This window comes from Kitasatospora herbaricolor, from assembly GCF_030813695.1.
Lineage (GTDB): Bacteria > Actinomycetota > Actinomycetes > Streptomycetales > Streptomycetaceae > Kitasatospora > Kitasatospora herbaricolor.
On sequence record NZ_JAUSVA010000002.1, the window covers coordinates 3,576,677 to 3,601,716 of the forward strand.

Sequence of the window (25,040 nt, forward strand, 5' to 3'; positions counted from 1 at the left end):
ATGGCCGTCACCGGGCGCACCGCCCTGCTCGCCGCCCTCGGCGCGCTCGTCGTCGGCCTGGTGCTGCCGTCCTGGGCGGGGATCGGGGCGGTCACCGGTGCCCTGTTCGTGGCGGTGCTGGCCGATCTGCTGCTGGCCGCGCCGGTCCGCACGTTGGGGATCGGCCGCGCCGGCGACACGGCCGTCCGGCTGGGTGAGCCCGCCGCCGTCGAACTCACCGTCACCAACCGGTCGGGCCGCCCGCTCCGGGCCACCGTCCGGGACGCCTGGCCGCCGTCGGCCTGGCGCCCCGGCACCGCGCTCGCGGCCTCCCGGCACTCCCTGGTGGTGCCCGCCGGCGAACGGCGCCGGGCGACGACCCTGCTGACCCCCACCCGGCGCGGCGACCATCACGCGCACAAGGTGACGATCCGCTCGCTCGGTCCGCTCGGGCTGGCGGGGCGGCAGGGCTCCCACCTGGCGCCGTGGACGGTCCGCGCGCTGCCGCCGTTCAACAGCCGCAAGCACCTGCCGTCCCGGCTCGCCCGACTGCGCGAACTCGACGGCCGCACCTCGGTGCTGACCCGTGGTCAGGGCACCGAGTTCGACTCGCTGCGCGAGTACCTGCCCGGCGACGACGTCCGTTCGATCGACTGGCGGGCCAGCGCCCGCCGCAACACCGTGGCCGTCCGCACCTGGCGGCCCGAGCGCGACCGGCACATCCTGATCGCCCTCGACACCGGCCGCACCTCGGCCGGCCGGGTCGGCGACGCACCACGGCTGGACGCCTCGCTGGACGCCGCCCTGCTCCTCACCGCGCTGGCCACCAAGGCCGGCGACCGGGTGGACCTGCTCGCCCAGGACGTCCGCCGACGGGCCTCGGTGGCCGGCCGCTCGCCGTCCGAGATCCTGCCGGCCTTCACCCACGCGATGGCCGTGCTGGAGCCCGCGCTGTTCGAGACCGACATGCGCTCGCTGGTCTCCACGGCCCTGCGGATGGCCCCGCACCGGTCGCTGATCGTCATCCTCACCGGCCTGGACGCGGCCCCGGTCGAGGACGGCCTGCTCCCCCTGCTGCCGCTGCTCACCAAGCGCCACGAGGTCGTGCTGGCCTCGGTCGCCGACCCGTACCTGGACGAGCTGGCCGCCGGCCGGGGTACCGTGGACGCCGTCTACGCGGCAGCTGCCGCCGAGCAGACCCGCGCCGACCGGCGCCACACCGCGGAACGGCTGACCCGGCTCGGCGCAACGGTGTTGGACGCTCCGCCCACCGCACTGGCCCCGGCCCTCGCCGACGCCTACCTGGCCCTGAAGGCGGCCGGCCGGCTGTAGCCGGGGGAACCCGAACCCGCCGTCCGGCCCGCGCGGAGCACGCCCGCCCATTGGCGCGGCTTCACCCTAGTAGCGCGGCTTCACCCAGACGTGGACGCCGCTGTTGCCGTCCTCCTCGTCCCCGACGTCCTGTCCGGCGCGGTCGCGCCAGTCGGACACACCCTGCGCCAGCGCGGCCGCCGAGGACTTGTCCCCGTGGAACCCCTCACGCGCCGCCTGGTAGGCGAACCAGCGCTCGACGTGTGCCAGCCAGGCGGACTCGTCCGGCGCGAAGTGCATGACGAACCGGGGGTGCACCCGCAGCCAGTTGATGACCGTCGGCGACTTGTGGGTGAAGTAGTTGTCGCAGATCAGGTGGACTTCGCCGCCCTCGGGCAGCTCCTTGTCCAGCCTGGCCAGGTACTGCCGGAAGGCGACACCGCGGCGCCGGCGGTGCAGCGTGCCGGAGACCGTGTCGCTGGTGCTGTCCAGGCCGGCGAGCAGGTCGGTGACGGCCGCCGGCAGCGGCTCGTCCTTCAGGGTCTCCAACGCGGTCCGGAGCTTGGGCCGCAGCAGCGTCTCCGCGTCCACGTGCAGGGCCAGGACCCGCTCCGGCGGTGCCAGGTACAGGCCGGCGACCTCGTGCGAGGTCTCCAGGGCGAAGGGGTCGGTCGACAAGCTGAAGGGCTCGGTACGCGGCTGGGGTTCGGGGTGGGCCTTGGGGCCAGGTCTTGCCATACCGCGATCGTATCCCGCACCAACGCAAAGAACCCCCACCCGGAATCGGGTGGGGGTTCTTCGGAATGATTGTTCGGCGGCGTCCTACTCTCCCACAGGGTCCCCCCTGCAGTACCATCGGCGCTGTAAGGCTTAGCTTCCGGGTTCGGAATGTAACCGGGCGTTTCCCTCACGCTATGACCACCGAAACACTATGAAACTGTCACCGCACCACATCGTGACCTGATGTGGGGTCGTTGTTTCAGAACAACACAGTGGACGCGAGCAACTGAGGACAAGCCCTCGGCCTATTAGTACCGGTCAGCTCCACCCCTTACAGGGCTTCCACATCCGGCCTATCAACCCAGTCGTCTACTGGGAGCCTTACCCTCTCAAGGAGGTGGGAATACTCATCTCGAAGCAGGCTTCCCGCTTAGATGCTTTCAGCGGTTATCCCTCCCGAACGTAGCCAACCAGCCATGCCCTTGGCAGGACAACTGGCACACCAGAGGTTCGTCCGTCCCGGTCCTCTCGTACTAGGGACAGCCCTTCTCAATATTCCTACGCGCACAGCGGATAGGGACCGAACTGTCTCACGACGTTCTAAACCCAGCTCGCGTACCGCTTTAATGGGCGAACAGCCCAACCCTTGGGACCTACTCCAGCCCCAGGATGCGACGAGCCGACATCGAGGTGCCAAACCATCCCGTCGATATGGACTCTTGGGGAAGATCAGCCTGTTATCCCCGGGGTACCTTTTATCCGTTGAGCGACGGCGCTTCCACAAGCCACCGCCGGATCACTAGTCCCTGCTTTCGCACCTGCTCGACCCGTCGGTCTCACAGTCAAGCTCCCTTGTGCACTTACACTCAACACCTGATTGCCAACCAGGCTGAGGGAACCTTTGGGCGCCTCCGTTACTCTTTAGGAGGCAACCGCCCCAGTTAAACTACCCACCAGACACTGTCCCTGATCCGGATCACGGACCCAGGTTAGACATCCAGCACGACCAGAGTGGTATTTCAACGTCGACTCCACAACCACTGGCGTGGCTGCTTCAAAGTCTCCCACCTATCCTACACAAGCCGAACCGAACACCAATATCAAGCTATAGTAAAGGTCCCGGGGTCTTTCCGTCCTGCTGCGCGAAACGAGCATCTTTACTCGTAATGCAATTTCACCGGGCCTATGGTTGAGACAGTCGAGAAGTCGTTACGCCATTCGTGCAGGTCGGAACTTACCCGACAAGGAATTTCGCTACCTTAGGATGGTTATAGTTACCACCGCCGTTTACTGGCGCTTAAGTTCTCAGCTTCGCCGAGACGAATCTCGACTAACCGGTCCCCTTAACGTTCCAGCACCGGGCAGGCGTCAGTCCGTATACATCGCCTTACGGCTTCGCACGGACCTGTGTTTTTAGTAAACAGTCGCTTCTCGCTGGTCTCTGCGGCCGGCCCCAGCTCACGGAGTAAATCCGATCACCAGTTCCGGCCCCCCTTCTCCCGAAGTTACGGGGGCATTTTGCCGAGTTCCTTAACCATAGTTCACCCGAACGCCTCGGTATTCTCTACCTGACCACCTGAGTCGGTTTGGGGTACGGGCCGCCATGAAACTCGCTAGAGGCTTTTCTCGACAGCATAGGATCATCCACTTCACCACAATCGGCTCGGCATCAGGTCTCAGCCTCAATGAGTGACGGATTTGCCTATCACTCGGCCTACACCCTTACCCCGGGACAACCACCGCCCGGGCTGGACTACCTTCCTGCGTCACCCCATCGCTCACCTACTACCCTGTTGGGTCAGCGGCTCCACCACGTCCCATTGTCCGAAGACTCCGGGCCGGCTTCGCGGCTTTAGCATTCAGAGGTTCGACGTTGGCGCTTCAAAGCGGGTACGGGAATATCAACCCGTTGTCCATCGACTACGCCTGTCGGCCTCGCCTTAGGTCCCGACTTACCCTGGGCAGATCAGCTTGACCCAGGAACCCTTGGTCAATCGGCGCAAGAGTTTCTCACTCTTGTATCGCTACTCATGCCTGCATTCTCACTCGTGTCCCGTCCACAACTGGATTCCTCCGCTGCTTCACCCGGAACACGACGCTCCCCTACCCATCACAGCAGGCGTTGGCCCTGTTGCTGCAATGACACGACTTCGGTGGTGTGCTTGAGCCCCGCTACATTGTCGGCGCGGAATCACTTGACCAGTGAGCTATTACGCACTCTTTCAAGGGTGGCTGCTTCTAAGCCAACCTCCTGGTTGTCTCTGCGACTCCACATCCTTTCCCACTTAGCACACGCTTAGGGACCTTAGTCGGTGTTCTGGGCTGTTTCCCTCTCGACCATGGAGCTTATCCCCCACAGTCTCACTGCCACGCTCTCACTTACCGGCATTCGGAGTTTGGCTAAGGTCAGTAACCCGGTGAGGCCCATCGCCTATCCAGTGCTCTACCTCCGGCAAGAAACACGTGACGCTGCACCTAAATGCATTTCGGGGAGAACCAGCTATCACGGAGTTTGATTGGCCTTTCACCCCTAACCACAGGTCATCCCCCAGGTTTTCAACCCTGGTGGGTTCGGTCCTCCACGAAGTCTTACCTCCGCTTCAACCTGCCCATGGCTAGATCACTCCGCTTCGGGTCTTGGGCATGCAACTGAAACGCCCTATTCGGACTCGCTTTCGCTACGGCTACCCCACACGGGTTAACCTCGCTACACACCGCAAACTCGCAGGCTCATTCTTCAAAAGGCACGCAGTCACGAGACACACAGCAAGCTGCATGTCCGACGCTCCCACGGCTTGTAGGCACACGGTTTCAGGTACTATTTCACTCCGCTCCCGCGGTACTTTTCACCATTCCCTCACGGTACTATCCGCTATCGGTCACCAGGGAATATTTAGGCTTAGCGGGTGGTCCCGCCAGATTCACACGGAATTTCTCGGGCTCCGTGCTACTTGGGAGAAGCTCAAGTGAGCCGCTGATATTTCGTCTACGGGGGTCTTACCCTCTACGCCGGACCTTTCGCATGTCCTTCGACTACACCAACGGTTTCTGACTCACCCAGCCGCCGGCAGACGACTGAAGAACTTTCCCACGACCCCTCATACGCAACCCCTGCCGGGTATCACACGTATCAGGTTTAGCCTCATCCGGTTTCGCTCGCCACTACTCCCGGAATCACGGTTGTTTTCTCTTCCTGCGGGTACTGAGATGTTTCACTTCCCCGCGTTCCCTCCACATACCCTATGTGTTCAGGTATGGGTGACAGCCCATGACGACTGCCGGGTTTCCCCATTCGGAAACCCCCGGATCAAAGCCTGGTTGACGGCTCCCCGGGGACTATCGTGGCCTCCCACGTCCTTCATCGGTTCCTGGTGCCAAGGCATCCACCGTGCGCCCTTAAAAACTTGGCCACAGATGCTCGCGTCCACTGTGCAGTTCTCAAACAACGACCAGTCACCCACCATCAAACCCCCGAAACGAGGATCATCAAGTAGGACCGGCACTGAAGCAACGACCATACGGCCGTTCCCTCAGGACCCAACAACGTGCCCGACACGACCCAACCCCATCAGATGCTTTCCACGCGCCGAAGCGCAGTACTTACGGTCGATGAGACCGAACCGTGCCGAATAGTCAACGTTCCACCCATGAGCAACCAACTTGAGGCATTCGCTCAAGTCTGGCCATGTGCTCCTTAGAAAGGAGGTGATCCAGCCGCACCTTCCGGTACGGCTACCTTGTTACGACTTCGTCCCAATCGCTGGTCCCACCTTCGACGGCTCCTCCCCTTACGGGTTAGGCCACCGGCTTCGGGTGTTACCGACTTTCGTGACGTGACGGGCGGTGTGTACAAGGCCCGGGAACGTATTCACCGCAGCATGCTGATCTGCGATTACTAGCAACTCCAACTTCATGGGGTCGAGTTGCAGACCCCAATCCGAACTGAGGCCGGCTTTTTGGGATTCGCTCCGCCTCGCGGCATCGCAGCCCTTTGTACCGACCATTGTAGCACGTGTGCAGCCCAAGACATAAGGGGCATGATGATTTGACGTCGTCCCCACCTTCCTCCGAGTTGACCCCGGCAGTCTCCTGTGAGTCCCCATCACCCCGAAAGGCATGCTGGCAACACAGAACAAGGGTTGCGCTCGTTGCGGGACTTAACCCAACATCTCACGACACGAGCTGACGACAACCATGCACCACCTGTATACCGACCACAAGGGGGCGACCATCTCTGGCCGTTTCCGGTATATGTCAAGCCTTGGTAAGGTTCTTCGCGTTGCGTCGAATTAAGCCACATGCTCCGCTGCTTGTGCGGGCCCCCGTCAATTCCTTTGAGTTTTAGCCTTGCGGCCGTACTCCCCAGGCGGGGAACTTAATGCGTTAGCTGCGGCACCGACGACGTGGAATGTCGCCAACACCTAGTTCCCAACGTTTACGGCGTGGACTACCAGGGTATCTAATCCTGTTCGCTCCCCACGCTTTCGCTCCTCAGCGTCAGTAATGGCCCAGAGATCCGCCTTCGCCACCGGTGTTCCTCCTGATATCTGCGCATTTCACCGCTACACCAGGAATTCCGATCTCCCCTACCACACTCTAGCCTGCCCGTATCGAATGCAGACCCGGGGTTAAGCCCCGGGCTTTCACATCCGACGCGACAGGCCGCCTACGAGCTCTTTACGCCCAATAATTCCGGACAACGCTCGCACCCTACGTATTACCGCGGCTGCTGGCACGTAGTTAGCCGGTGCTTCTTCTGCAGGTACCGTCACTTGCGCTTCTTCCCTGCTGAAAGAGGTTTACAACCCGAAGGCCGTCATCCCTCACGCGGCGTCGCTGCATCAGGCTTTCGCCCATTGTGCAATATTCCCCACTGCTGCCTCCCGTAGGAGTCTGGGCCGTGTCTCAGTCCCAGTGTGGCCGGTCGCCCTCTCAGGCCGGCTACCCGTCGTCGCCTTGGTAGGCCATTACCCCACCAACAAGCTGATAGGCCGCGGGCTCATCCTGCACCGCCGGAGCTTTACACCAACCCCCATGCGGAGGAAGGTCATATCCGGTATTAGACCCCGTTTCCAGGGCTTGTCCCAGAGTGCAGGGCAGATTGCCCACGTGTTACTCACCCGTTCGCCACTGATCCACCCCGAAGGGCTTCACCGTTCGACTTGCATGTGTTAAGCACGCCGCCAGCGTTCGTCCTGAGCCAGGATCAAACTCTCCGTGAATGTCTGCCGGTAATCCGGCGAGCCACTCGCGTTGAGCGGCACGGCAACCACCGGAATAGGGCGGCCCCGCGCACTGCGTCCTCGCTAGTGTTTTGTTACTAAAGGAATCTCCAACCCCGATCAGAGATCGAGGCCGGGGATGTCAACATATTTGGCGTTGACTTTTGGCACGCTGTTGAGTTCTCAAGGAACGGACACTTCCTTCGAGCCACTCTCGTGAACTCTCCGGGCGCTTCGTTCTTTCGTGTTCTCAGCTTATCAGATCCGCTCGGCCGGTTTGACCGGCGCTTGTTTCTCCGAATTCCCGCTGAGGGGGCTTTCCTTCAACTTCGCTCCGAAGCCTATCAAAGGTTTCGGTGTGCTCAGTTCCGGGATTTACCGAATCGAGCAGGCATCCGTAAATGGATTCTGGCCCGAATTGGCGGTGTCGTGGACACTAGCGCCCGCGCCCGACCTTTGTCCAGTCCGACGCAACCGTTTGAGTCTACTAGCCCCCATGGACCACGTCAACGGTTCGTGCGGGATGCAGGAAGACTAGCAGGTCAGAGGGCTGATCAGCACATCCGCCTCAGGCGGCCACGGGCTGCAGGTCCGCCCGGTCGGCCGCGTCCACGTCGCCGTACTCGCCGTCGGCCGCGGCCCTGCGGCCCAGTACCAGCGCATAGGCGAGGAAGAGCACCTCGGCGACGGCTCCGATGGTGATGCGTGCCCAGGTCGGCAGCCCGGAAGGAGTGACGAAGGCTTCCAGGAGACCGCTCACGAAGAGCACCACCGTCAGGCCGATGACGGCGCCGATGATGGACCGACCCTCCTCGGCGAGGGCGGTCCGGCGGTCCCGGGGGCCGGGGTCGATGATCGTCCAGCCGAGCCGCAGGCCCAGGCCGGCGGCCACGAAGACGGCCGTGAGTTCCAGCAGGCCGTGCGGCAGCAGCAGGCCGAGGAAGAGGTCCAGCCGGCCGGCCGAGGCCATCAGGCCGATGCCGAGGCCCAGGTTGACGACGTTGCCGGCCAGCACCCAGAGCACCGGGACGCCGAAGAAGATGCCGTACATCAGGCACTGCGCGGCGATCCAGGCGTTGTTCGTCCAGACCTGCGCGGCGAAGGAGCTCGCGGGGCGGTCCGAGTAGTACGCCTCGTAGGCGCCGCCGGGCTTCGTCATCTCGTGGAGCTGGGCGGGCGCGGCGAGGCTGTCGCGGACCTCGGGGTGGTTGGCCACCCACCAGGCGACCAGGGCCGCACCGAGCAGGGACACCAGGGCGACCGGCACCCACCAGCGGCGCGAGCGGTAGAGCGTGGCGGGGAAGCTGACCACGAAGTAGCGGCCGACGTCGCGCCAGCCGCTGCTCCGGCTGCCGGTCACGGCGTCGCGGCCGCGCGCGACCAGGGTGGTGAGCCGCCCTTCGAGGGTGGGGTCGGGCGCAGCGGCCTGGACCTTGGCCAGGTGCCCGGTGGCCCGCTGGTAGAGGGTGACCAGTTCGTCGGCCTGCTCCCCGGTGAGCCGGCGGGACCGGCTGAGGGCGTCCAGTCGGGCCCACTCCCCCTGGTGGGTGGTGACGAAGACGTCCAGGTCCATGCGGCACGCTCCAGGTTCGGCGGGAGGAGGCGGAGAACGGGGATGACGGGCGGGGCGCGAGCCCGGGCCGGGACGGGGAGGGCCGCGGAACGGCCCGCCCCCGGGCGGTGCTGGTGCTGCGGTGAAGAAGGCCGGGCGGGGGCTAGCTTGCCAGAGGCCGGCCCGGCGTCCGCAGGGGGCGGCGAATCGCACTTCCCGGGCGGCCACGGCTCCCCGTATGTTGGCGGGCGTCAGACCAAGGGATCTCGGGGGCCGGTCTGCGCGGGCCGCTCGGACGGTCCTCGTCCCCGTCGGCGACGCAGTGGAACGGACGGGTGTTGTGAGCGACCTGGTGACGGGTGAGGCGGTCGTCCTCGGCCTGCGGGCGGCGAAGCTCCCCAGTCGTGCGCTGGCGGTCGCGCTCGACCTGCTGGTGCAGTGCGGCGGCCTGCTGCTGGCGATCTTCGTCCTCGCCTTCGTCGCGCCGGACCTCGACACGGCGGCCGCGGTCGCGACGATGCTCGCCATGACGGTGTTCTTCCTGGTCGGGCTGCCGGTGATGATCGAGACGCTGTCCGGCGGACGCTCGCTCGGCAAGCTGGCGTTCGGCCTGCGGGTGGTACGGCGGGACGGCGGTCCGGTGCGGTTCCGGCACGCGCTGGTGCGCGGCCTGATCGGCTTCTTCGAGATCGTCTCGCTCAGCGGGGTGCCGGCGGTGGTCTGCTCACTGGTGTCCCAGGACGGGCGCCGGCTCGGTGACGTCTTCGCGGGCACCCTGGTGGTACGTGAGCGGGTGCCCGGGGCGGGCCGGGGCGGGGTCAACCTGCCGCCGCTGCCGCCGCAGCTGATGCAGGCGCTGGGCGGCGAGCTGGTGGCGCTCGACCTGTCGGCCGTCCCGGAGGGCCTCTGGCTCGCGGTGCGGCAGTTCCTGGGCCGGCTGACGCAGCTGGACCCGGAGATCGCGCAGTCCATGGCCATCCGGCTGACCGCCGACCTCGTCGCGAGCACCGGGCACCCGGCCCCCGTCGGGGTGCATCCGGCGGCCTATCTCGGTGCGGTGCTGGCCGAGCGGCAGCGCCGCGAGTGGGCCCGGGCGACCGGTCCGGGCGCCGCGCAGCCGTCCCCCTGGGGTGCGGGCCCCGGCGGGCAGCCCTACCCGGGACAGCCCTTCCCCGCGCCCCCGTTCGCAGGACAGCCGTACGGCGCACAGCACCACACCCCCCAGCCCCACGGCGCGCCGCCGTACGCCGCGCAGCCCCTGCCCGGGCAGCCGGCGGCACCCCAGTACGCGCAGTACGCACCTCCGCCGTACGGGCAGCCGCCGTACGGACAGGCAGCCGTCCCCGCCCAGCAGGCCCCGAGCGCACCCGTGACCGCACCCGTGACCGCACCCCTGGCCGCACCCCTGGCCGCACCCGTGACCGCGTCCCCGCAGCCGGCGGCGCCGGCCCCGGATTCCCGGCCGGCCACGGACAGCGGCTTCGCCCCGCCAGCCTGAGCGCTCCCCCGCTCCCGCCCTGGTCCCGCCCGGTCTCCTCCGGGTCCCGCCCGGCCCGCGGGCAGCGCGTCGCCCGGTCGGCCCGTCAGCCGGTGAACTCGGCCGGCCACGCGTTGGGCGGCGAGGCCAGTTCCTCCAGTTCGATGCCCGGGGCCGCCAGCACCACGTCACCGGCCAGGTGGACCACCTGCTGCTCGCCCGTCTCCAGGTCGCTGACCCGGTACCGCTCGACCAGCAACGGGCCGGAGTCGGTCGGGTGCGTCTCGGTGCCCTCCAGCAGCCAGCCCTGGTCGAAGGTGCGCGGAGCCAGCACCGGGTCGCTGAAGCCGACCAGCCGGACCCGGGTGCTCGCGCCCTCCCGCAGCCGCAGCATCCGCGCGGTGGCGACCAGGAAGGCGGGCGAGCGGCCGGCGAAGCCGTGCGCCCGGTCGTGCCCCTCGACCGCGTGCCGGCCGGCGGGGTCGGCGGCGTCGGTCCGGACCCAGGCCACGCCGTCCACCGCACCGCCGCGCACCTGCCAGCCGCCCGCGCGGACTTCGAGCCGCAGCGGGCGGCAGCGCGAGTCGAGGGTGAGGTCGACGGTCCCGAGGGTGCTGCCGTCGGGGCCGTAGGTCTTGGAGACGTAGCGCCAGCCGGCCGGGCCGGGGGCGCAGCTGAACCGCTCCTCGCCGAGCAGGACGTGGTCGTGGCCAGGGGTTGCGGAGGTGTGGAGCGAGTACCGGCCGTTGGGCATGGACCGAAGCCTACGTCGCGGGCCGCGGCGGGCCGCCCACCGGCCACGGACCACCGCCCGCCGCGCACCACGCACCGCCCGCCAACGCGTCCGGCCGGCGCCCACTGGGGCACCGGCCGGACGGGTCGGGGCTGATCGACGCCCGCGGCCGCGCGGCGGGACGTCGGGGCCCGGGGATCAGCGGGGGCACCGGCCTGCCGTGATCAGCAGGGGTACCGGTCCGCCTCGATCAGTAGCGGTACTGGTCCGCCTTGTACGGGCCCTCGACCGGGACGCCGATGTAGTCGGCCTGCTCCTGCGTCAGGACGGTGAGCTTGACGCCCAGCGCGTCCAGGTGCAGGCGGGCGACCTTCTCGTCCAGGTGCTTCGGCAGCACGTACACGCCGACCGGGTACTGCGCGGTCTTGGTGAAGAGCTCGATCTGCGCGATGGTCTGGTTCGCGAAGGAGTTGGACATCACGAAGGACGGGTGGCCGGTCGCGTTGCCCAGGTTCATGAGGCGGCCCTCGGAGAGCACGATGATGGTGCGGCCGTCGGCCTTGCGCCACTCGTGGACCTGCGGCTTGACCTCGGTCTTCACCACGCCGGGGAGCTTGGCCAGGCCGGCCATGTCCAGCTCGTTGTCGAAGTGGCCGATGTTGCCGACGATCGCCTGGTGCTTCATCTGCTCCATGTGCGAGGCAAGGATGATGTCCTTGTTGCCCGTGGTGGTGATGAAGATGTCGGCGATCGGGACGACCTCGTCCAGGGTGGTGACCTGGTAGCCGTCCATCGCGGCCTGCAGGGCGCAGATCGGGTCGATCTCGGTGATGATCACCCGGGCGCCCTGGCCGCGCAGCGACTCGGCGCAGCCCTTGCCCACGTCGCCGTAGCCGCAGACGACCGCGACCTTGCCGCCGATGAGCACGTCGGTGGCGCGGTTGATGCCGTCGATCAGCGAGTGGCGGCAGCCGTACTTGTTGTCGAACTTCGACTTGGTGACGGCGTCGTTGACGTTGATGGCCGGGAACAGCAGCTTGCCGTCGCGGTGCATCTCGTACAGGCGGTGGACGCCGGTGGTGGTCTCCTCGGTGACGCCCTTGATGGTGGCGGCGACCTCGGTCCACTTGCTGGGCGACTCGGTGAGGGTGCGGTTGAGCAGCTCCAGGATGATCCGGAACTCGTCGTTGTCGGCGGTCGACGGGTCCGGCGCGGAGCCGGCCTTCTCGAACTCGACTCCCTTGTGGATCAGGAGGGTGGCGTCACCGCCGTCGTCCAGGATCATGTTGGGAGTCTGGCCGTCGGGCCAGGTCAGCGCCTGCTCGGTGCACCACCAGTAGTCCTCCAGGGTCTCGCCCTTCCAGGCGAAGACCGGGACGCCGGCCGGGTTCTCGACGGTGCCCTCGGGGCCGACCGCGATGGCCGCGGCCGCGTGGTCCTGGGTGGAGAAGATGTTGCAGGAGCACCAGCGGACCTCGGCGCCGAGCGCCGTGAGGGTCTCGATCAGGACGGCGGTCTGCACGGTCATGTGCAGCGAACCGGTGATCCGGGCGCCGGCCAGCGGCTGCGCGGCGGCGTACTCCGCGCGGATGGACATCAGGCCGGGCATCTCGTGCTCGGCCAGCTGGATCTCCTTGCGGCCGAACGGCGCCAGGGAGAGGTCGGCGACCTTGAAGTCACCGGTGGTGTTCGACGACATGCGTCTGCTCCTCGCTGCGTGGATGGGGGAATGCGGGCCAAGGTCCGGTGTGCGTCGCGGCACGGCGGGGCCACGGGTGCGCGGCATCGCCACAGGCACCGGCCGGGCCGGACCTGCTGCGCGGCACAATCCGTCGGAGGACCTCTCTCCCTCGACCGGACAGGGCGGCTGGACCGCCGTGACCGATCGACCGCCATCAGCAGCGACGTTTGGCACTGTGACGAATCTACACCGACGGCCCCCGCGACCGGGCTCCGTACGGCCGGATCCGGCCGGGGAACCCGGCCGCGGGGGCCGGTTCGGGTGGTGCTGACGGGCGCCGCCGACGGACGGTGGCGGGGGTGCGGCGGCGGGGGTGCGGCGGCGGGGGTGCGGCGGCGGCCCGGCGGTGGGTCAGTGGGTGGTGTCCGGCCCCGGGCCGCCCGGCGTGGCCAGCGGGTCGTCACCGGCGGCGGCCTTGGCGGCGTCGTAGACGTCCGGCTCCAGGTAGATCGCCCGGGCGATCGGGACGGCGCGCCGGACCCGGGCCTCGGCCGCGTCGATCGCCTCGGCCACCTGGGCGGCACTGTCCTCGGCGTTGACCCCGATCTTGGCGGCGACCAGCAGTTCCTCGGGTCCGAGGTGCAGGGTGCGCATGTGGATCACCCGGGTGACGGAGTCGTGGTCGACCAGCGCCTCGCGGATCCGCTGCACGCTCTCCCGGTCGGCCGACTCGCCGAGCAGCAGCGACTTGGTCTCCATCGCCAGCACCACCGCGATGACCACCAGCAGGATGCCGATGCAGAGGGTGCCGATGCCGTCCCAGACGCCGTTGCCGGTGATCACCGTGAGGGACACGCCGAACAGCGCGAGCACCAGGCCGATCAGCGCGCCGGTGTCCTCCAGCAGGACGACCGGCAGCTCGGGCGCCTTGGCCCGGCGGACGAACTCGACCCAGCCGAGCTTCCCCTTGGCCTTGTCGGACTCCTTGATGGCCGTCCAGAACGACCAGCCCTCCATCAGGATGGCGAAGACCAGGACGCCGACCGCCCAGTACCAGCCGTGCAGCTCGTGCGGGTCGTGGATCTTCTCGTAGCCCTCGTAGACGGCGAACAGGCCACCGACGCTGAACAGCACGATGGCGACCAGGAAGGCGTAGATGTAGCGCTCGCGGCCGTAGCCGAAGGGGTGCTCCTCGTCCGCCTCGCGACGGGCCCGCTTACCGCCGATCAGCAGCAGCACCTGGTTGCCGGAGTCGGCCACCGAGTGGACGCCCTCCGCGAGCATCGAGGAGGAGCCGGTGAAGCCGAAGGCCGTGAACTTGGCCGCCGCGATCGCCAGGTTCGCGGACAGCGCCGCCACCAGTGCCTTGGTCCCGCCTTCGGTACTCATGCTCGGGTTCGTTCCCTCCGACGGGGCCGGTGCTACGGCCTGCGCTGCTCTGCTGTCGAGCGCATACGGTATCCCGCCCGGGTACGGCGGCCGGGCTTTGGTTCGCCCCTCGGGCCGCACCGGGCGGACGCCGGGCCGCGCCTGCGCCACCGGGGGCGGCGGACGGCCGGGGCGGGCCGGCCCCGGCCGGGTCAGCCGCGGGTGGCGGCCAGGCCCAGGTAGACGGCGGCGAAGTCGGTCAGCGCGACCAGGTCGGCCAGGGCGTGCAGCGGGTCGGTGCGGCCGCTGGCGTACTCGGTCAGCCGCACCTCGTGGGCGGCCGCCAGCCGGTGGGCGCGCGAGACGGCGACGCCGCGCGGGGCCTCGTCGTCGGCGGGCTGCTCGTACGGGGCCTCGTCGTCGGCGCCCTCGCCCGGCTCCGCCGGCGCACCGGACCGGCCGGGGGTGTGGCGCAGCAGCAGGACCTGGAGCAGCAGCGGGTCCGGCTCGTCGATCCGGTCGCGGAAGAAGTCGTCCGGGTCGGAGCCGCCGCCGAACTGGCCGACGAACATACCCCGGTGGGCGAGCAGCGCCTGCGGCAGCAGCCCGGCGAGCGCCGGGCGGCCGGCCCGGTCGGCGAGCAGCGCGGCGAACCGGGCCGCCACGGCGCCGGCCAGCGGCCCCTCCGCCCAGAGGAGCGGCACGGTGCCCGAGAGCCGGGCGGCCAGGCTCTTGGCCGGGTTGGTGTAGGCGGCGGCGTCCGGACGGCAGCGCACGGCGCTCTCGTCCAGGCGGTCGGCGGTGGCCGGCAGCGAGCCGGGTGGCAGCTGGGTGATGCCGGTCTTCTCGGTGAGGGCGAGCAGCGGCGCGAGGAAGGCCCAGAGGGCGCCCGGGTCCTCGGCGGGCAGGTCCGGCTCGGCGGTCGGCCGACCGGTGGCCGGGTCCTCCTGCTCGGGCAGCGACGGCCGGACGTACGGCAGCGGCAGCGCGCGGACCTGGAGGGCGGCGTCGGCCAGGCCGCTGCCCTCGGGGGCGATCACCACGATCGAGCACCCGCGCGCGTACGCCTGCTCGGCGAGCGTGATCAGGCCGCGCTCGCCGCCGTCGGCGGAGGCGATCACCAGGAGGTCCATCGGCCCGGCCCAGCCGGGGAGTTGCCAGGTCATCCCGGCGGCGAAGGCGGGCACCCGCAGGCGGCGGTCCTCGCGGGCGAGCGACCCGGCGTCGGCCGGGGGCAGGCCGGTGACCAGGCAGGCGGTGCCGGCCAGGGCCGCCACGATCTCGCCGGCCAGCAGGGCGCTGCCGTGGCCGGCGACCAGGACGCCGCGCGGCCGGCCGTCGGGCCGCAGCGCGGCGACCCCGGCGGCGTCGGCGAGCCGCAGGGCGGTGCGCACCCGGGCGCCGGCCCCGGCGAGGGCGAGCAGCGCGTGGTCGCGGTCGGCTCGCCGGAGGGCGTCCGGGTCGTCGAGCAGGGTGTCGTCGAGCATGCGCTGGCCTCCGGCCGAGGACGTGGTGCTACCGACGGGGTGGGGCGGCCCGGTGTCGGGCGCGGGGCGCCCGGATCTCCGGATGAGGGCCTGCGGGCCGGCCTCAGGCCGGGCGGCGGGCCTCGTCGACCAGCAGGACCGGGATGCCGTCCCGGACGGGGTAGGCCAGGCCGCAGCTGTCGCCGGTGCAGAGCAGCTCGGGCTGCTCCTCGGTGCCGCCCTCGGTGAGCGGGGCCCGGCACTCGGGGCAGACCAGGATCTCCAGCAGGAAGGGTTCCAGCTTCATTGGGCGTCAGGCTCCAGATCTCGCGGGGAGGGGCGGCAGAGCGGTGCCCCGGCCGGTAGCAACCCTACCGGCCGGGGCACCTGGGAGGTCAGAGCCGGGGCCAGGCCGTGACGGTGTCAGCCGTCGCGGTGTCAGGCCGCCGGAGGACCGGGGGCGCCCGGTGCCGGACGCCCCACGGGTCCCGGTCAGGCCCGGACGATGGCCAGCACGGCGTCGCGGACCTCGGCCATCTTGGCCGCGTCCTTGGCCTCGGCGTTCAGGCGCAGCAGCGGCTCGGTGTTGGAGGCGCGCAGGTTGAACCACCAGTCCGGGCCGGCCACGGTGAGGCCGTCGAGCTCGTCGACGGTGGTGCCCGGCAGCTCGCTGTAGGCGGCGCGGACGGCGGCGACCCGGTCGGCCTGGTCGGCGACGGTGCTGTTGATCTCGCCGGAGGCGGCGTAGCGGTCGTACTCGGCGGTCAGCGCGGAGAGGGTGCCGTCCTGCCCGCCGAGCGCGGCCAGCACGTGCAGGGCGGCCAGCATGCCGGTGTCGGCGCGCCAGAAGTCGCGGAAGTAGTAGTGCGCGGAGTGCTCGCCGCCGAAGACGGCGTCGGTGACGGCCATCTCCTGCTTGATGAACGAGTGGCCGACCCGGGTCCGGACGGGCTCGGCGCCGAGCTCGCGGACCACCTCGGGGACGGTCCAGGAGGTGATGAGGTTGTGGATGATCGTCGGTTTCTCCTCGCCGGCCGCCCGGGCGCGGGCGATCTCGCGGGCCGCGACCAGGGCGGTGATCGCGGACGGCGAGACGGGCTCCCCGCGCTCGTCGATGACGAAGCAGCGGTCGGCGTCGCCGTCGAAGGCCAGGCCGATGTCGGCGCCGGTCTCCCGGACCTTGGCCTGCAGGTCGACCAGGTTCTTCGGGTCGAGCGGGTTGGCCTCGTGGTTGGGGAAGGTGCCGTCGAGCTCGAAGTACATCGGCACGAGGTCCAGCGGCAGGCCGTCGAAGACGGTGGGGACGGTGTGGCCGCCCATGCCGTTGCCAGCGTCCACCACGACCTTGAGCGGGCGGACGGCGGTGAGGTCGACCAGGCCGAGCAGGTGGTCGGCGTAGCCGCGCAGGCTGTCCTGGGTGGAGAGGGCGCCGGGCTTGACGTCGACGGCGGGGACGGTGACGGTGTCGTCCTCGGCCGTCCAGGACTCGACCAGCTCGCGGATCTCGGTCAGCCCGGTGTCCTGGCCGACCGGGGCGGCGCCCGCGCGGCACAGCTTGATGCCGTTGTACTCGGCCGGGTTGTGGCTGGCGGTGAACATCGCGCCGGGCAGGTCGAGCTTGCCGCTGGCGTAGTACAGCTGGTCGGTGGAGCAGAGGCCGATCTCGACGACGTCGGCGCCGTAGGCGGCCGCGCCCTCGGCGAAGGCGCGGCTCAGCGACGGGGACGAGGGGCGCATGTCGTGGCCGACGACGATCGCGGCCGCCTCGGTGACCCGGACGAATGCGGCACCGAAGGCGCGTGCCAGGCTCTCGTCCCACTGGTCCGGCACGACGCCACGGACGTCGTACGCCTTCACGAGCTGCTTGAGGTCACGCACTACGGCTCCACCCTGAGTTTTCCGGTCTGCGGGCCGCTCGGCCCCTGGTCACGATACGTCCGGTCGCCGCGGGTAGCGGGTACTGGGTCAGGGCAGCGTACCGGGACACGGTGGCCGGGAGGTTTCCGGCCGGAGCGGGCGGGGTAGGGCCGGCGGTCAGTTCTCGGGCGAGCGGAGCACCCGCAGGTGGCCGCGGCGGCCGGCCTCGGTGGGATCGCCCTCGGGGCCGCGGCCCTGACGGGGCGTGCGCTCCTGCGGGCGGGCGGCCTCGCGGACGGCGTTGGCGAGGGCTTCCAGGTCGTCGCTGCTGCGGCGGAGCGGGCCGGCCTCGGCGGCGAGGCGGACGACGTCCCAGCCGCGTGGGGCGGTGAGGCGCTCGGCGTGCTCGGCGCACAGGTCGTAGCAGTGCGGCTCGGCGTAGGTGGCGAGCGGGCCGAGGACGGCCGTGGAGTCCGCGTAGACGTACGTCAGCGTCGCGACGGCCGGTCGGCCGCACGCGGTCCGCGAACAACGACGTACAGAGCTCACGAGGGTGGACGGTACCGCACTCGCCGCCGGGGAGCGAAGACCCGCCCCCGGCGAGTACCACGTGTCGTGGCGGGCGCGGCGGTGAGTTGCCGCCGAGGTGGTCCACTTCGGAGCGTGCAAGGACTACGCTCGACGGTGATATGGAGAGCTCCGCACCTCAGTCATCACCGGGCCCCGCGCGCCGGCCCCGGCACCGCGACCGGCACGGCCGGGGCCTGCGCGGCCCGCTGGCGCCGCCTCAGGTGCCGATCTCGCTGACCCGATCCGAACTCTTCGACGACTACGTGCGCGAGTCGGTGGAGCGGCTGGAGCGGCGCTGGCCGCAGCTGATCGACGTGGAGTTCGCCGTCCAGGAGGTGCCGCAGCCCGGGCAGGGCGAGGCGGACCCGGAGGGCGGGGTGCCGCTCGGGCGGCTGCAGCCGGCCAAGCAGGGGCGCAAGAGCCGCATCGTGGTCTACCGGCGGCCGGTGGAGATCCGGGCGAAGTCGCGCGAGGACCGGGCGGCGCTGGTGCACGAGATCCTGATCGAGCAGGTCGCGGACCTGCTGGGGATGTCGCCGGACGCCATCGACCCCCGCTACGACGAGGAATGACCCGTCGGCCCGGGCGGGCGCAAGCGCCCGGGTGACGCGGGTGGGGCCGCCCGGCCGGGCGGCCCCACCAGGTCCGTCCGCCGGAGACGTCAGCGGACCAGCAGGCCCGGGTCCTGGGCGGCCCGCGGCACGCTCACCGTGCTGCGGTCGTCGGCGAAGGACTGGATGGTGAACATCGGCACGTCCTTGAGCGGCAGCGCGAGCATCCGGGCCGCGACCACCGGGCCGCCGGAGACCGTCTCCAGGGTGATCGCGAAGGTGCCGTTCAGCCCCGCCGGCTCGGGGGCCGGCAGGCCGACCGTCCCGCCCGCCGGGATCTGCACGTCCTGGGTCGCGGGGGTGCCGCCGCCGCTGCCCGCCGAGGAGGTGACCCGGACGGTCGCGGCCTCGCCGGTCGAGGTCAGGTAGAGCGTGCCGGCCTTGGACCGGTTGTCGGCGACGGTGGCCCGCTTGCCGACCGGCACCGCTCCGGCCAGCCAGGCGGCGTCCGACTTGCCCTTGTCCGCGCGGTCCACCCGCAGTCCGGCCACCACCGGGGTGGGGTGCTTCTCGTCGCTGGGCGACACCCGCAGCGAGGCGACCTCGTCCCGGGTGACCCTGCCGAGGTCGACGGCGGCCACCATGCCGGCCTTGACGTGGATCGACTCGTTGCCGGCCGGGGTGAACCAGCCGTTCTTGCCCGAGAGCTCGATCTTCAGGTCGGCGTCGTCGTCACCGGGGGCGGCCACCACCAGGCGGGCCGAGGCGGTGTCGGCGGGCAGGCCAGGCAGCACCTGGACGGGCGCGGGGGCCGCCGAGACCGGCACCCAGTCCGCGCCCTTGCTGCCGTCGGCGGCGTGCAGGGCGGCACCGACCCGGCCGCTGCGGGCGACCACCTGCACCGCGAGGTCGGCGACCGGCCCCTTGCTCAGGGTCGAGAGCAGCACGGACTGCGAGGCGCCCGGGGCGAGGGTCAGGCCGGTGGCCGCCTCGTTGTCGATCTTGCCCTTGTCGCCGTACAGCTTGAGGTCGACCACCGCCGCGACCGAACCGGGGTTGGTGAGGCTGACGTAGTCGGTCCGGCCGTCGAGGGTGCTGGCGCCGGCGAACCAGAAGCCGGTGCCGGCCACGCCGCAGGTGACGCCGGACAGGCCCAGCCCGCGCTGGTCGGTGACGGTGGTGGTCTGGCCGACCGTGAAGCCGGGGGCGTACCCGCCGGTCGCGGTGGCGGAACTGCCGGGCGCGGTGTCGCCGTTGGCGGCCGGGGCCGCCACCGGGACGCCGGGCTTGGCGAGCGCCAGCCGGGCGTCGGCCGGGGGTGCGTCGGTGACCGGGGCGGCGGCCGGCGCGGCCGGGGCAGCGGCCGGGGTCGCCGGGGCGGACGCGGACGGGGCGGCCGTCGGCGCGGCCGGCGGCGGAACGAGGTCGGCCGCGAAGCCGTTGCCGCCGGCGGCGGTGGCCCCCGGCGGGGTGAAGGCGGTCAGCGTGGTGGTGCCGGTCAGGCCCTGCAGGGGCTGCGGGCAGACCAGCGCGGTGCGCTCGACCTGCGCGCTGCTCGCGGAGGCGGCCGCGCCCTCGGCGACGGCCGGCGGGCGCAGTTCGGCGATGCCGAACACCGCGGCCAGCACCACGGCGGCCGCCAGCAGCGACTGCGTGGTGCGGGTGACGCCGGCTGCGCCGTCCGCCGGGGCGGGCACCGCGCCGTCCGGCGCGTCCGGGCCGCCGGCGGGCGCCGGGGAGGCCTTGGCCGAAGGGGTCTTGGCGGAAGAGGTCTTGAAGGTGGGCTTCTTCATCGCGGGTCAGCTCCCCGATCCGTTGTGGTGCGGGTAGGGGCGGCCCTGGTGGTCCCGGTTGTCCGGGTCGTTGGGGTCGTAGTAGGGATCGCCCTGCGGCTGGCCCGGCACCCAGGGCTGCTGCTGGTCGCCCGGCTGCTGCTGGTAGGGGTCGTAGCCGTACTGCTGCTGGTACTGGTCGTAGCCGCCCTGCTGGTAGGGCTGCTGCTGGTAGCCGTCCTGCCCCCCGTAGGGCGCGGCGGCCGGCTGCTGCTGGTCGTACGAGTAGCCGCCGCCCTGCCGGCCGGGCCCGGCGGACTGGGACGGGTCCCAGCTGTACGGGTCGGCCTGCTGGTACGCCTGCTCCTGGTAGGGGTCGGCGTAGGCGTCGGTGTAAGGATCGCCGCCCTGCTGGGCCGCGACCTCGGCGGCGCGCAACGGCTCGGGCGCGCCGGCGGGCTGCGCCGGGATGCCGGCACCGCCCTCGTACACGCCGGTGTCGTCCCCGGCCCCGTCGCCCCCCTCGCCGCGCTCGGCCATCCGGCGGGCCCGGCGGCTGCCGGGGGCGGGTGCCTGCGCCTGGGCGGCGGCGGCCAGCGCGGCGGCGGCCACCACCTCCTCGGGGAGGTCGTCGTCGTTGTGGTTGCGGCGCCCGGGCAGGGCGAGCACCAGGACGGTCAGGCCGATCAGCAGCTGCGCCCAGATCCAGCCGGTGTGCGCCAGGCTCGACTCGCGGGTGACGGACAGCTTGCCGCCGCCGGCCGGGAGCTTGAACCCCTGGGCCCAGCCGTCCACGGTGACCGGCTCCAGCGAGCTGCCGTCCACGGTGGCCGTCCAGCCGGGGTCGGCCTGCTCGGCGAGCCGCAGCACCCGGCCCTCGGGGCCGGACGGCACGGTGGTGGCGATGTCGCGCTCGCCGGAGGGGACCGCCACCGGGACGGTGCCGGGCGCGGTGATCACGGCGCGGGTCGCGGGGACACCGCCGACCTGCCAGAGCGCGGTGCCCGCGTCCTGGCTGACCTTGGTCAGACCGGGGGTGGCGTCCAGCACCTCCCTGGCCTTGGCGATCATCGGGTCCTCGACCAGGACGTACGCGATGCCGTAGCCGGCCAGTGCGCTCGCCTGGTCGGCGCCGGAGCCGGCGAGCAGGTTGCCGACCACGGTGTTCAGGCCGTTGCCGGTGGGCGAGCCCGCCGCGACCGTCCCCTCGGCCTGGCCGAGGCTCAGGCCCGCGCCGCGGACCAGCGCGAACCGCACGGCGGCGGCGTCGGCGTCACCGGTCACCACCAGGGTGCGGGAGCGGTCGGTGGTACCGGCCTCCTCCGCGATGAAGGCGGGCACCTGGGCGGCCGCGGCGACCCGCCGCAGCGGCCCGTCGGCGCCGGTGACGGCCCACCAGAGGCCGGTGCCGAGCGGGGCCAGCGCGGCGGCGGCGACCACCAGCGCGGCGACCGGCTGGCGCCAGCCGAAGGCGATGCCGGCGACCCGGGCGTTGGCGCCGTCCGCGCCGATCGCCGCGGCGGCCAGCAGCGCGAGCCCGGTGAGCAGGGTGGCCGGTCCGGCCCAGGCGGGCACCGCCGCGCCGCCGGAGGCGGGGGTGACGGCGCTGCCGGCCACCGCGACGGCGAAGACCATGCCGGCGGCGGCGGCGCCCCAGGCGGCGAGCACGGCCCGGCGGCGGTCGGCGCGCAGCAGCGCGGCGAGCGCCGCGATCACCACGCCGGCCGACAGCCAGACCGGCGGGACGCCGGAGCCGCCGGGGTTGGCCAGGACGAGGCCCAGCGGCGTCGCGGCGTGGCCGTTCGGGCCGGGCAGCCCGGCCTCCAGCAGCAGCCGCGAGGGGTGCGCGAGGACGTGCAGCGACCAGGGCGCGAGCACCAGCACCGGCATCCCGAGGATGACCAGCACCCGCAGGCCGAGCAGCCGCAGCGCGTCCAGGCCGGAGCCGAAGGCGCCGCCGCGGGCCACCGCGGTGGCGAGCGCGGCCAGGCCGAGCGGGACGGCCAGGGCCCAGGCCAGCGGCACGAAGGCGGTGGCGAGGGTGAGCAGCAGGACGGTCATCCAGGCGCTGCGCCAGCCGGGGCGGGCGCCCTTGGCGGCGGTCTCCGCGCGGATGCCGAGGCCGACGGTGATGGCCGCGGCGCGGGCCAGCGGCGGGAGGAGCACGGCGAGGACGGCGGTGCCGATCCGGCCCTGGGCGAGCGCGCCGGTGGCGGCGGGCAGCAGGGCGTAGGTGGCGCTGGCCCAGGCGCGCACGAGCTTGGAGTCCAGCAGCGGTCGGGAGACCAGGTAGGCGCTGACGGCGGCGAGCGGGACGGCCAGCACGACCAGCAGGGTCAGTGCGAGGTCGGCGTGGTCGAACAGCAGCCAGGAGAGCACCGACAGGACGCCGAGGTAGGGCGGGGCGGTGGCGGTGGAGCCGGTGCCGACGGGGTGCCAGGAGCCGGCGTACATGCCCCAGAGGCCTGACGCGCCGTCGGCGGCGGGCAGCAGGGCGCCGCCGAGCAGGTAGCCGCTGCCGAACAGCGGGCGGCAGGCGGCGAGGGCGAAGAGCAGCAGTCCGGCGAAGAGCACCGGCGCGGGGCGCCGGGCGAGCTTCTTGATCAGGGCGAACTGCTCGACGACCAGGTCCTCGGAGTCCTCGTCGCCGGGGCCGGCCTCGACCGAGCCGTGCCGGCCCGCGCCGGAGTCGTCGGCGCCGCCGATGCCGAGGGAGCTGATCGCGCCCTCGACGGCGAGCCGGGCGGTGGCGCCGGGGGCGGGGAACAGCGTGCGGTCGTCGCCGGGTTCGGCGGCCCTGGTCCTGGCCCGGCGTTTGCGGGCGAGCAGGAGCCGGGGCAGCCGGATCAGCTCGTGACCCAGGCCGGCGATCTCGTCGAAGGCCTGCTTGGGGTCCTTGCCGACCAGGTTGGCGAAGACCCGCAGCAGGGTGCCGAGGACGAGCCGGAGCAGGACGTAGGGCAGCAGCAGGCCCTTGGAGTTGGCCAGCAGCGTGTAGACGGCGCCGGCCTTGTCGACCCGGTGCGGGTGGGCGGACGCGCAGTCGATGGCCCGGCGCTCGCGGCTGGCGGCCTCGGCGTGCCGCAGGACGGCGTCGGGGGCGATCACCACCCGGTGGCCGGCGGCGTTGACGCGCCAGCAGAAGTCGGTGTCGTCGCGCATCAGCGGGAGCGCCTTGTCGAAGCCCCCGAGGTCCTCGAAGACGTCGCGCCGCACCAGCATCCCGGCGGTGGAGACGGCGAGGACGGGCCGGACCTGGTCGTGCTGGCCCTGGTCCTGCTCGCGGCGGTCGAGGCCGGTCCAGCGGCGGCCGGAGCGGGCGATGCTGACGCCGACCTCCAGCAGCTGGCGGCGGTCGTACCAGCTGCGCAGCTTGGGGCCGACGACGGCGGCGGTGGGGGTGGAGTCGGCGACCTGGAGGAGCCGGCGCAGGGCGTCGGTCTGCGGTTCGCAGTCGTCGTGCAGGAGCCAGAGCCACTCGACCGGCTGGGTCTCCCGGGGGCCGCCGCGGCCGAGTTCGTCCTCGGTGCCGAGCGGGTCGCCGAAGTCGTCCCAGCCGCCGGTGACGGGGTCGTAGCCGGAGGGGTCCAGGCTGTAGGGAAGGTCCTCGGGGCGCAGCGGCGGGCTGTTGAACACCGCGTCGGCGACGGCGGTGCCGAAGCCGGCCCGGCGGCCGAGGATCAGCGGGCCGCTCTCCGGGAGCCAGTCGCCGAGGGTGTCGGCGAGCAGCTGCGGGGAGGCGTCGGTGGAGCCGGTGTCGACGGCGAGGATGCGCTGCACCTGACGGTCCTGGCCGAGCAGGCCGGCCAGGGCCTGCGGCAGCCAGCGGGCGCCGTCGTGGGAGACGATCACGGCGGTGACCAGGTGGCGCGGGTACGCGGGCGGCCTGGCAGCTGAGAAGCCGCTCTGGTGGCTGTAGACAGTCATCGAGTGCGCTGGCCCCAGTTTTTCAGTGGATGCAGCCGGTGGATGCAGCCGGTGCACGGCAGGTGGTGCGCGGTACCGGTCCGGGCGAGCCGTTCGACGGCCGGGGCGGGCGGCGGTGCGCGGGCCGGGAGCAGAGGCACCCGGATGGCGCACCACACTAACGGCTCTCGCCGGCGCCGGTGTCAGCGGTGTCCGTGCAAAGGGGGCCGGGAACGCAGGAGCGCCCCACCATGTGGTGGGGCGCCGGCGCAACTGTCGTGGTGGTCGGCGGGCCGCTGGAGGCGGTGGACGCCGCCGGGTCCGGGGCCGGGTCGGCTCAGACCGCGCTCTTCTTGAGCCGCCGGCGCTCGCGCTCGGAGAGACCACCCCAGATCCCGAACCGCTCGTCGTTGGCGAGGGCGTACTCCAGGCACTCGGAGCGGACCTCGCAGGCGAGGCAGACCTTCTTGGCCTCCCTGGTGGAGCCGCCCTTCTCCGGGAAGAAGGACTCGGGGTCGGTCTGCGCGCACAGAGCGCGCTCCTGCCAACCGAACTCCTCCTCTTCCTCCTCGATGCCCTCACCGATCAACAGCTCAAAGAGCTCGCTCATGTGGCGCGCCTCCTCTGCCCCTCTTGGCGTCCCCGTGTTGCCGCTGCTGAGTGCGGCTGAACGACACGAGTGAAATTACAGTTGCGTCACTCTGGCCCAGTCAAGCCGAGCTCTGGTATTGGGTCCAGGATTCACTCCCCGGCACCAAGCCGTTACGAATAGTGTACATATCCGGACATAGGGAACATGTCGCCCGGATGCCGCCGAACCATCCGCAACCGTCGACCCGCTGGGCCCCGGTCACCAGGGGCAGCCTCGATCTTGA

15 protein-coding genes and 3 rRNA genes are annotated in these 25,040 nt (G+C 71.0%); 3 read left to right on the forward strand and 15 right to left on the reverse strand.

Annotated features, from left to right (window positions below):
• The gene (locus J2S46_RS15940) at positions 1-1,311 is read left to right on the forward strand and encodes a DUF58 domain-containing protein (protein ID WP_191290138.1); all 1,311 of its coding nucleotides are present in this window, start codon (positions 1-3) and stop codon (positions 1,309-1,311) included.
• A 66-nt stretch (positions 1,312-1,377) separates the two neighbouring features.
• Here J2S46_RS15940 and J2S46_RS15945 read toward each other — a convergent pair whose 3' ends face one another.
• The 5 genes from J2S46_RS15945 to J2S46_RS15965 form a co-directional block, all read right to left on the reverse strand.
• Entirely contained in the window at positions 1,378-2,028 is a 651-nt protein-coding gene (locus J2S46_RS15945) for a transposase (RefSeq protein WP_191290139.1), read from the reverse strand.
• A gap of 71 nt (positions 2,029-2,099) precedes the next feature.
• Positions 2,100-2,216: ribosomal RNA gene (rrf, locus tag J2S46_RS15950) — 5S ribosomal RNA — on the reverse strand.
• Between the two features lie 82 nt (positions 2,217-2,298).
• A 23S ribosomal RNA gene (locus J2S46_RS15955) occupies positions 2,299-5,420 on the reverse strand.
• A 288-nt stretch (positions 5,421-5,708) separates the two neighbouring features.
• Positions 5,709-7,232: ribosomal RNA gene (locus J2S46_RS15960) — 16S ribosomal RNA — on the reverse strand.
• The 16S, 23S and 5S rRNA genes sit together here, the layout of an rRNA operon.
• 568 nt (positions 7,233-7,800) lie before the next feature.
• Positions 7,801-8,805 (reverse strand): stage II sporulation protein M, encoded by a 1,005-nt coding sequence (locus J2S46_RS15965; protein WP_191294268.1) that lies wholly within the window; start codon positions 8,803-8,805, stop codon positions 7,801-7,803.
• Between the two features lie 319 nt (positions 8,806-9,124).
• On the opposite strand from J2S46_RS15965, the gene J2S46_RS15970 reads away from it, so the two are divergent.
• On the forward strand, positions 9,125-10,282 hold the full coding sequence (locus tag J2S46_RS15970; protein ID WP_191294267.1) for an RDD family protein: 1,158 nt from the start codon (positions 9,125-9,127) through the stop codon (positions 10,280-10,282).
• An 85-nt stretch (positions 10,283-10,367) separates the two neighbouring features.
• Here the strand turns inward: J2S46_RS15970 and J2S46_RS15975 are convergent, their stop codons facing one another.
• The 7 genes from J2S46_RS15975 to J2S46_RS16005 all read right to left on the reverse strand — a co-directional run bounded on the left by J2S46_RS15975 (position 10,368) and on the right by J2S46_RS16005 (position 17,915).
• Positions 10,368-11,015 carry a hypothetical protein gene (locus J2S46_RS15975; RefSeq protein ID WP_191294266.1) on the reverse strand — a complete coding sequence of 216 codons (648 nt, stop codon included), beginning with the start codon at positions 11,013-11,015 and terminating at the stop codon, positions 10,368-10,370.
• Between the two features lie 229 nt (positions 11,016-11,244).
• Positions 11,245-12,693 carry an adenosylhomocysteinase gene (gene ahcY, locus J2S46_RS15980; RefSeq protein WP_191294265.1) on the reverse strand — a complete coding sequence of 483 codons (1,449 nt, stop codon included), beginning with the start codon at positions 12,691-12,693 and terminating at the stop codon, positions 11,245-11,247.
• Positions 12,694-13,086: 393 nt separating this feature from the next.
• The gene (locus tag J2S46_RS15985) at positions 13,087-14,064 is read right to left on the reverse strand and encodes a cation diffusion facilitator family transporter (RefSeq protein ID WP_191294264.1); all 978 of its coding nucleotides are present in this window, start codon (positions 14,062-14,064) and stop codon (positions 13,087-13,089) included.
• A gap of 191 nt (positions 14,065-14,255) precedes the next feature.
• Positions 14,256-15,530, reverse strand: a complete 1,275-nt coding sequence (locus tag J2S46_RS15990; protein WP_191294263.1) for an SIS domain-containing protein — start codon at positions 15,528-15,530, stop codon at positions 14,256-14,258.
• Positions 15,531-15,633: 103 nt separating this feature from the next.
• Positions 15,634-15,816, reverse strand: coding sequence for a Trm112 family protein (locus tag J2S46_RS15995; protein ID WP_073926807.1), 183 nt, complete (start codon positions 15,814-15,816; stop codon positions 15,634-15,636).
• Positions 15,817-16,001: 185 nt separating this feature from the next.
• Entirely contained in the window at positions 16,002-17,387 is a 1,386-nt protein-coding gene (locus J2S46_RS16000) for a phosphomannomutase/phosphoglucomutase (protein ID WP_191294262.1), read from the reverse strand.
• Between the two features lie 156 nt (positions 17,388-17,543).
• Positions 17,544-17,915, reverse strand: coding sequence for a DUF3499 domain-containing protein (locus J2S46_RS16005; RefSeq protein WP_073926809.1), 372 nt, complete (start codon positions 17,913-17,915; stop codon positions 17,544-17,546).
• A 140-nt stretch (positions 17,916-18,055) separates the two neighbouring features.
• Between J2S46_RS16005 and J2S46_RS16010 the strand changes: the two genes are divergently transcribed.
• The gene (locus tag J2S46_RS16010) at positions 18,056-18,508 is read left to right on the forward strand and encodes a metallopeptidase family protein (RefSeq protein ID WP_190215236.1); all 453 of its coding nucleotides are present in this window, start codon (positions 18,056-18,058) and stop codon (positions 18,506-18,508) included.
• An 89-nt stretch (positions 18,509-18,597) separates the two neighbouring features.
• Here the strand turns inward: J2S46_RS16010 and J2S46_RS16015 are convergent, their stop codons facing one another.
• The 3 genes from J2S46_RS16015 to J2S46_RS16025 form a co-directional block, all read right to left on the reverse strand.
• On the reverse strand, positions 18,598-20,280 hold the full coding sequence (locus J2S46_RS16015) for a DUF5719 family protein (RefSeq protein ID WP_229913359.1): 1,683 nt from the start codon (positions 20,278-20,280) through the stop codon (positions 18,598-18,600).
• Positions 20,281-20,286: 6 nt separating this feature from the next.
• On the reverse strand, positions 20,287-24,186 hold the full coding sequence (locus J2S46_RS16020; RefSeq protein WP_191294260.1) for a glycosyltransferase family 2 protein: 3,900 nt from the start codon (positions 24,184-24,186) through the stop codon (positions 20,287-20,289).
• A gap of 316 nt (positions 24,187-24,502) precedes the next feature.
• The gene (locus J2S46_RS16025) at positions 24,503-24,775 is read right to left on the reverse strand and encodes a WhiB family transcriptional regulator (RefSeq protein ID WP_073926812.1); all 273 of its coding nucleotides are present in this window, start codon (positions 24,773-24,775) and stop codon (positions 24,503-24,505) included.
• Positions 24,776-25,040: the final 265 nt, after the last annotated feature.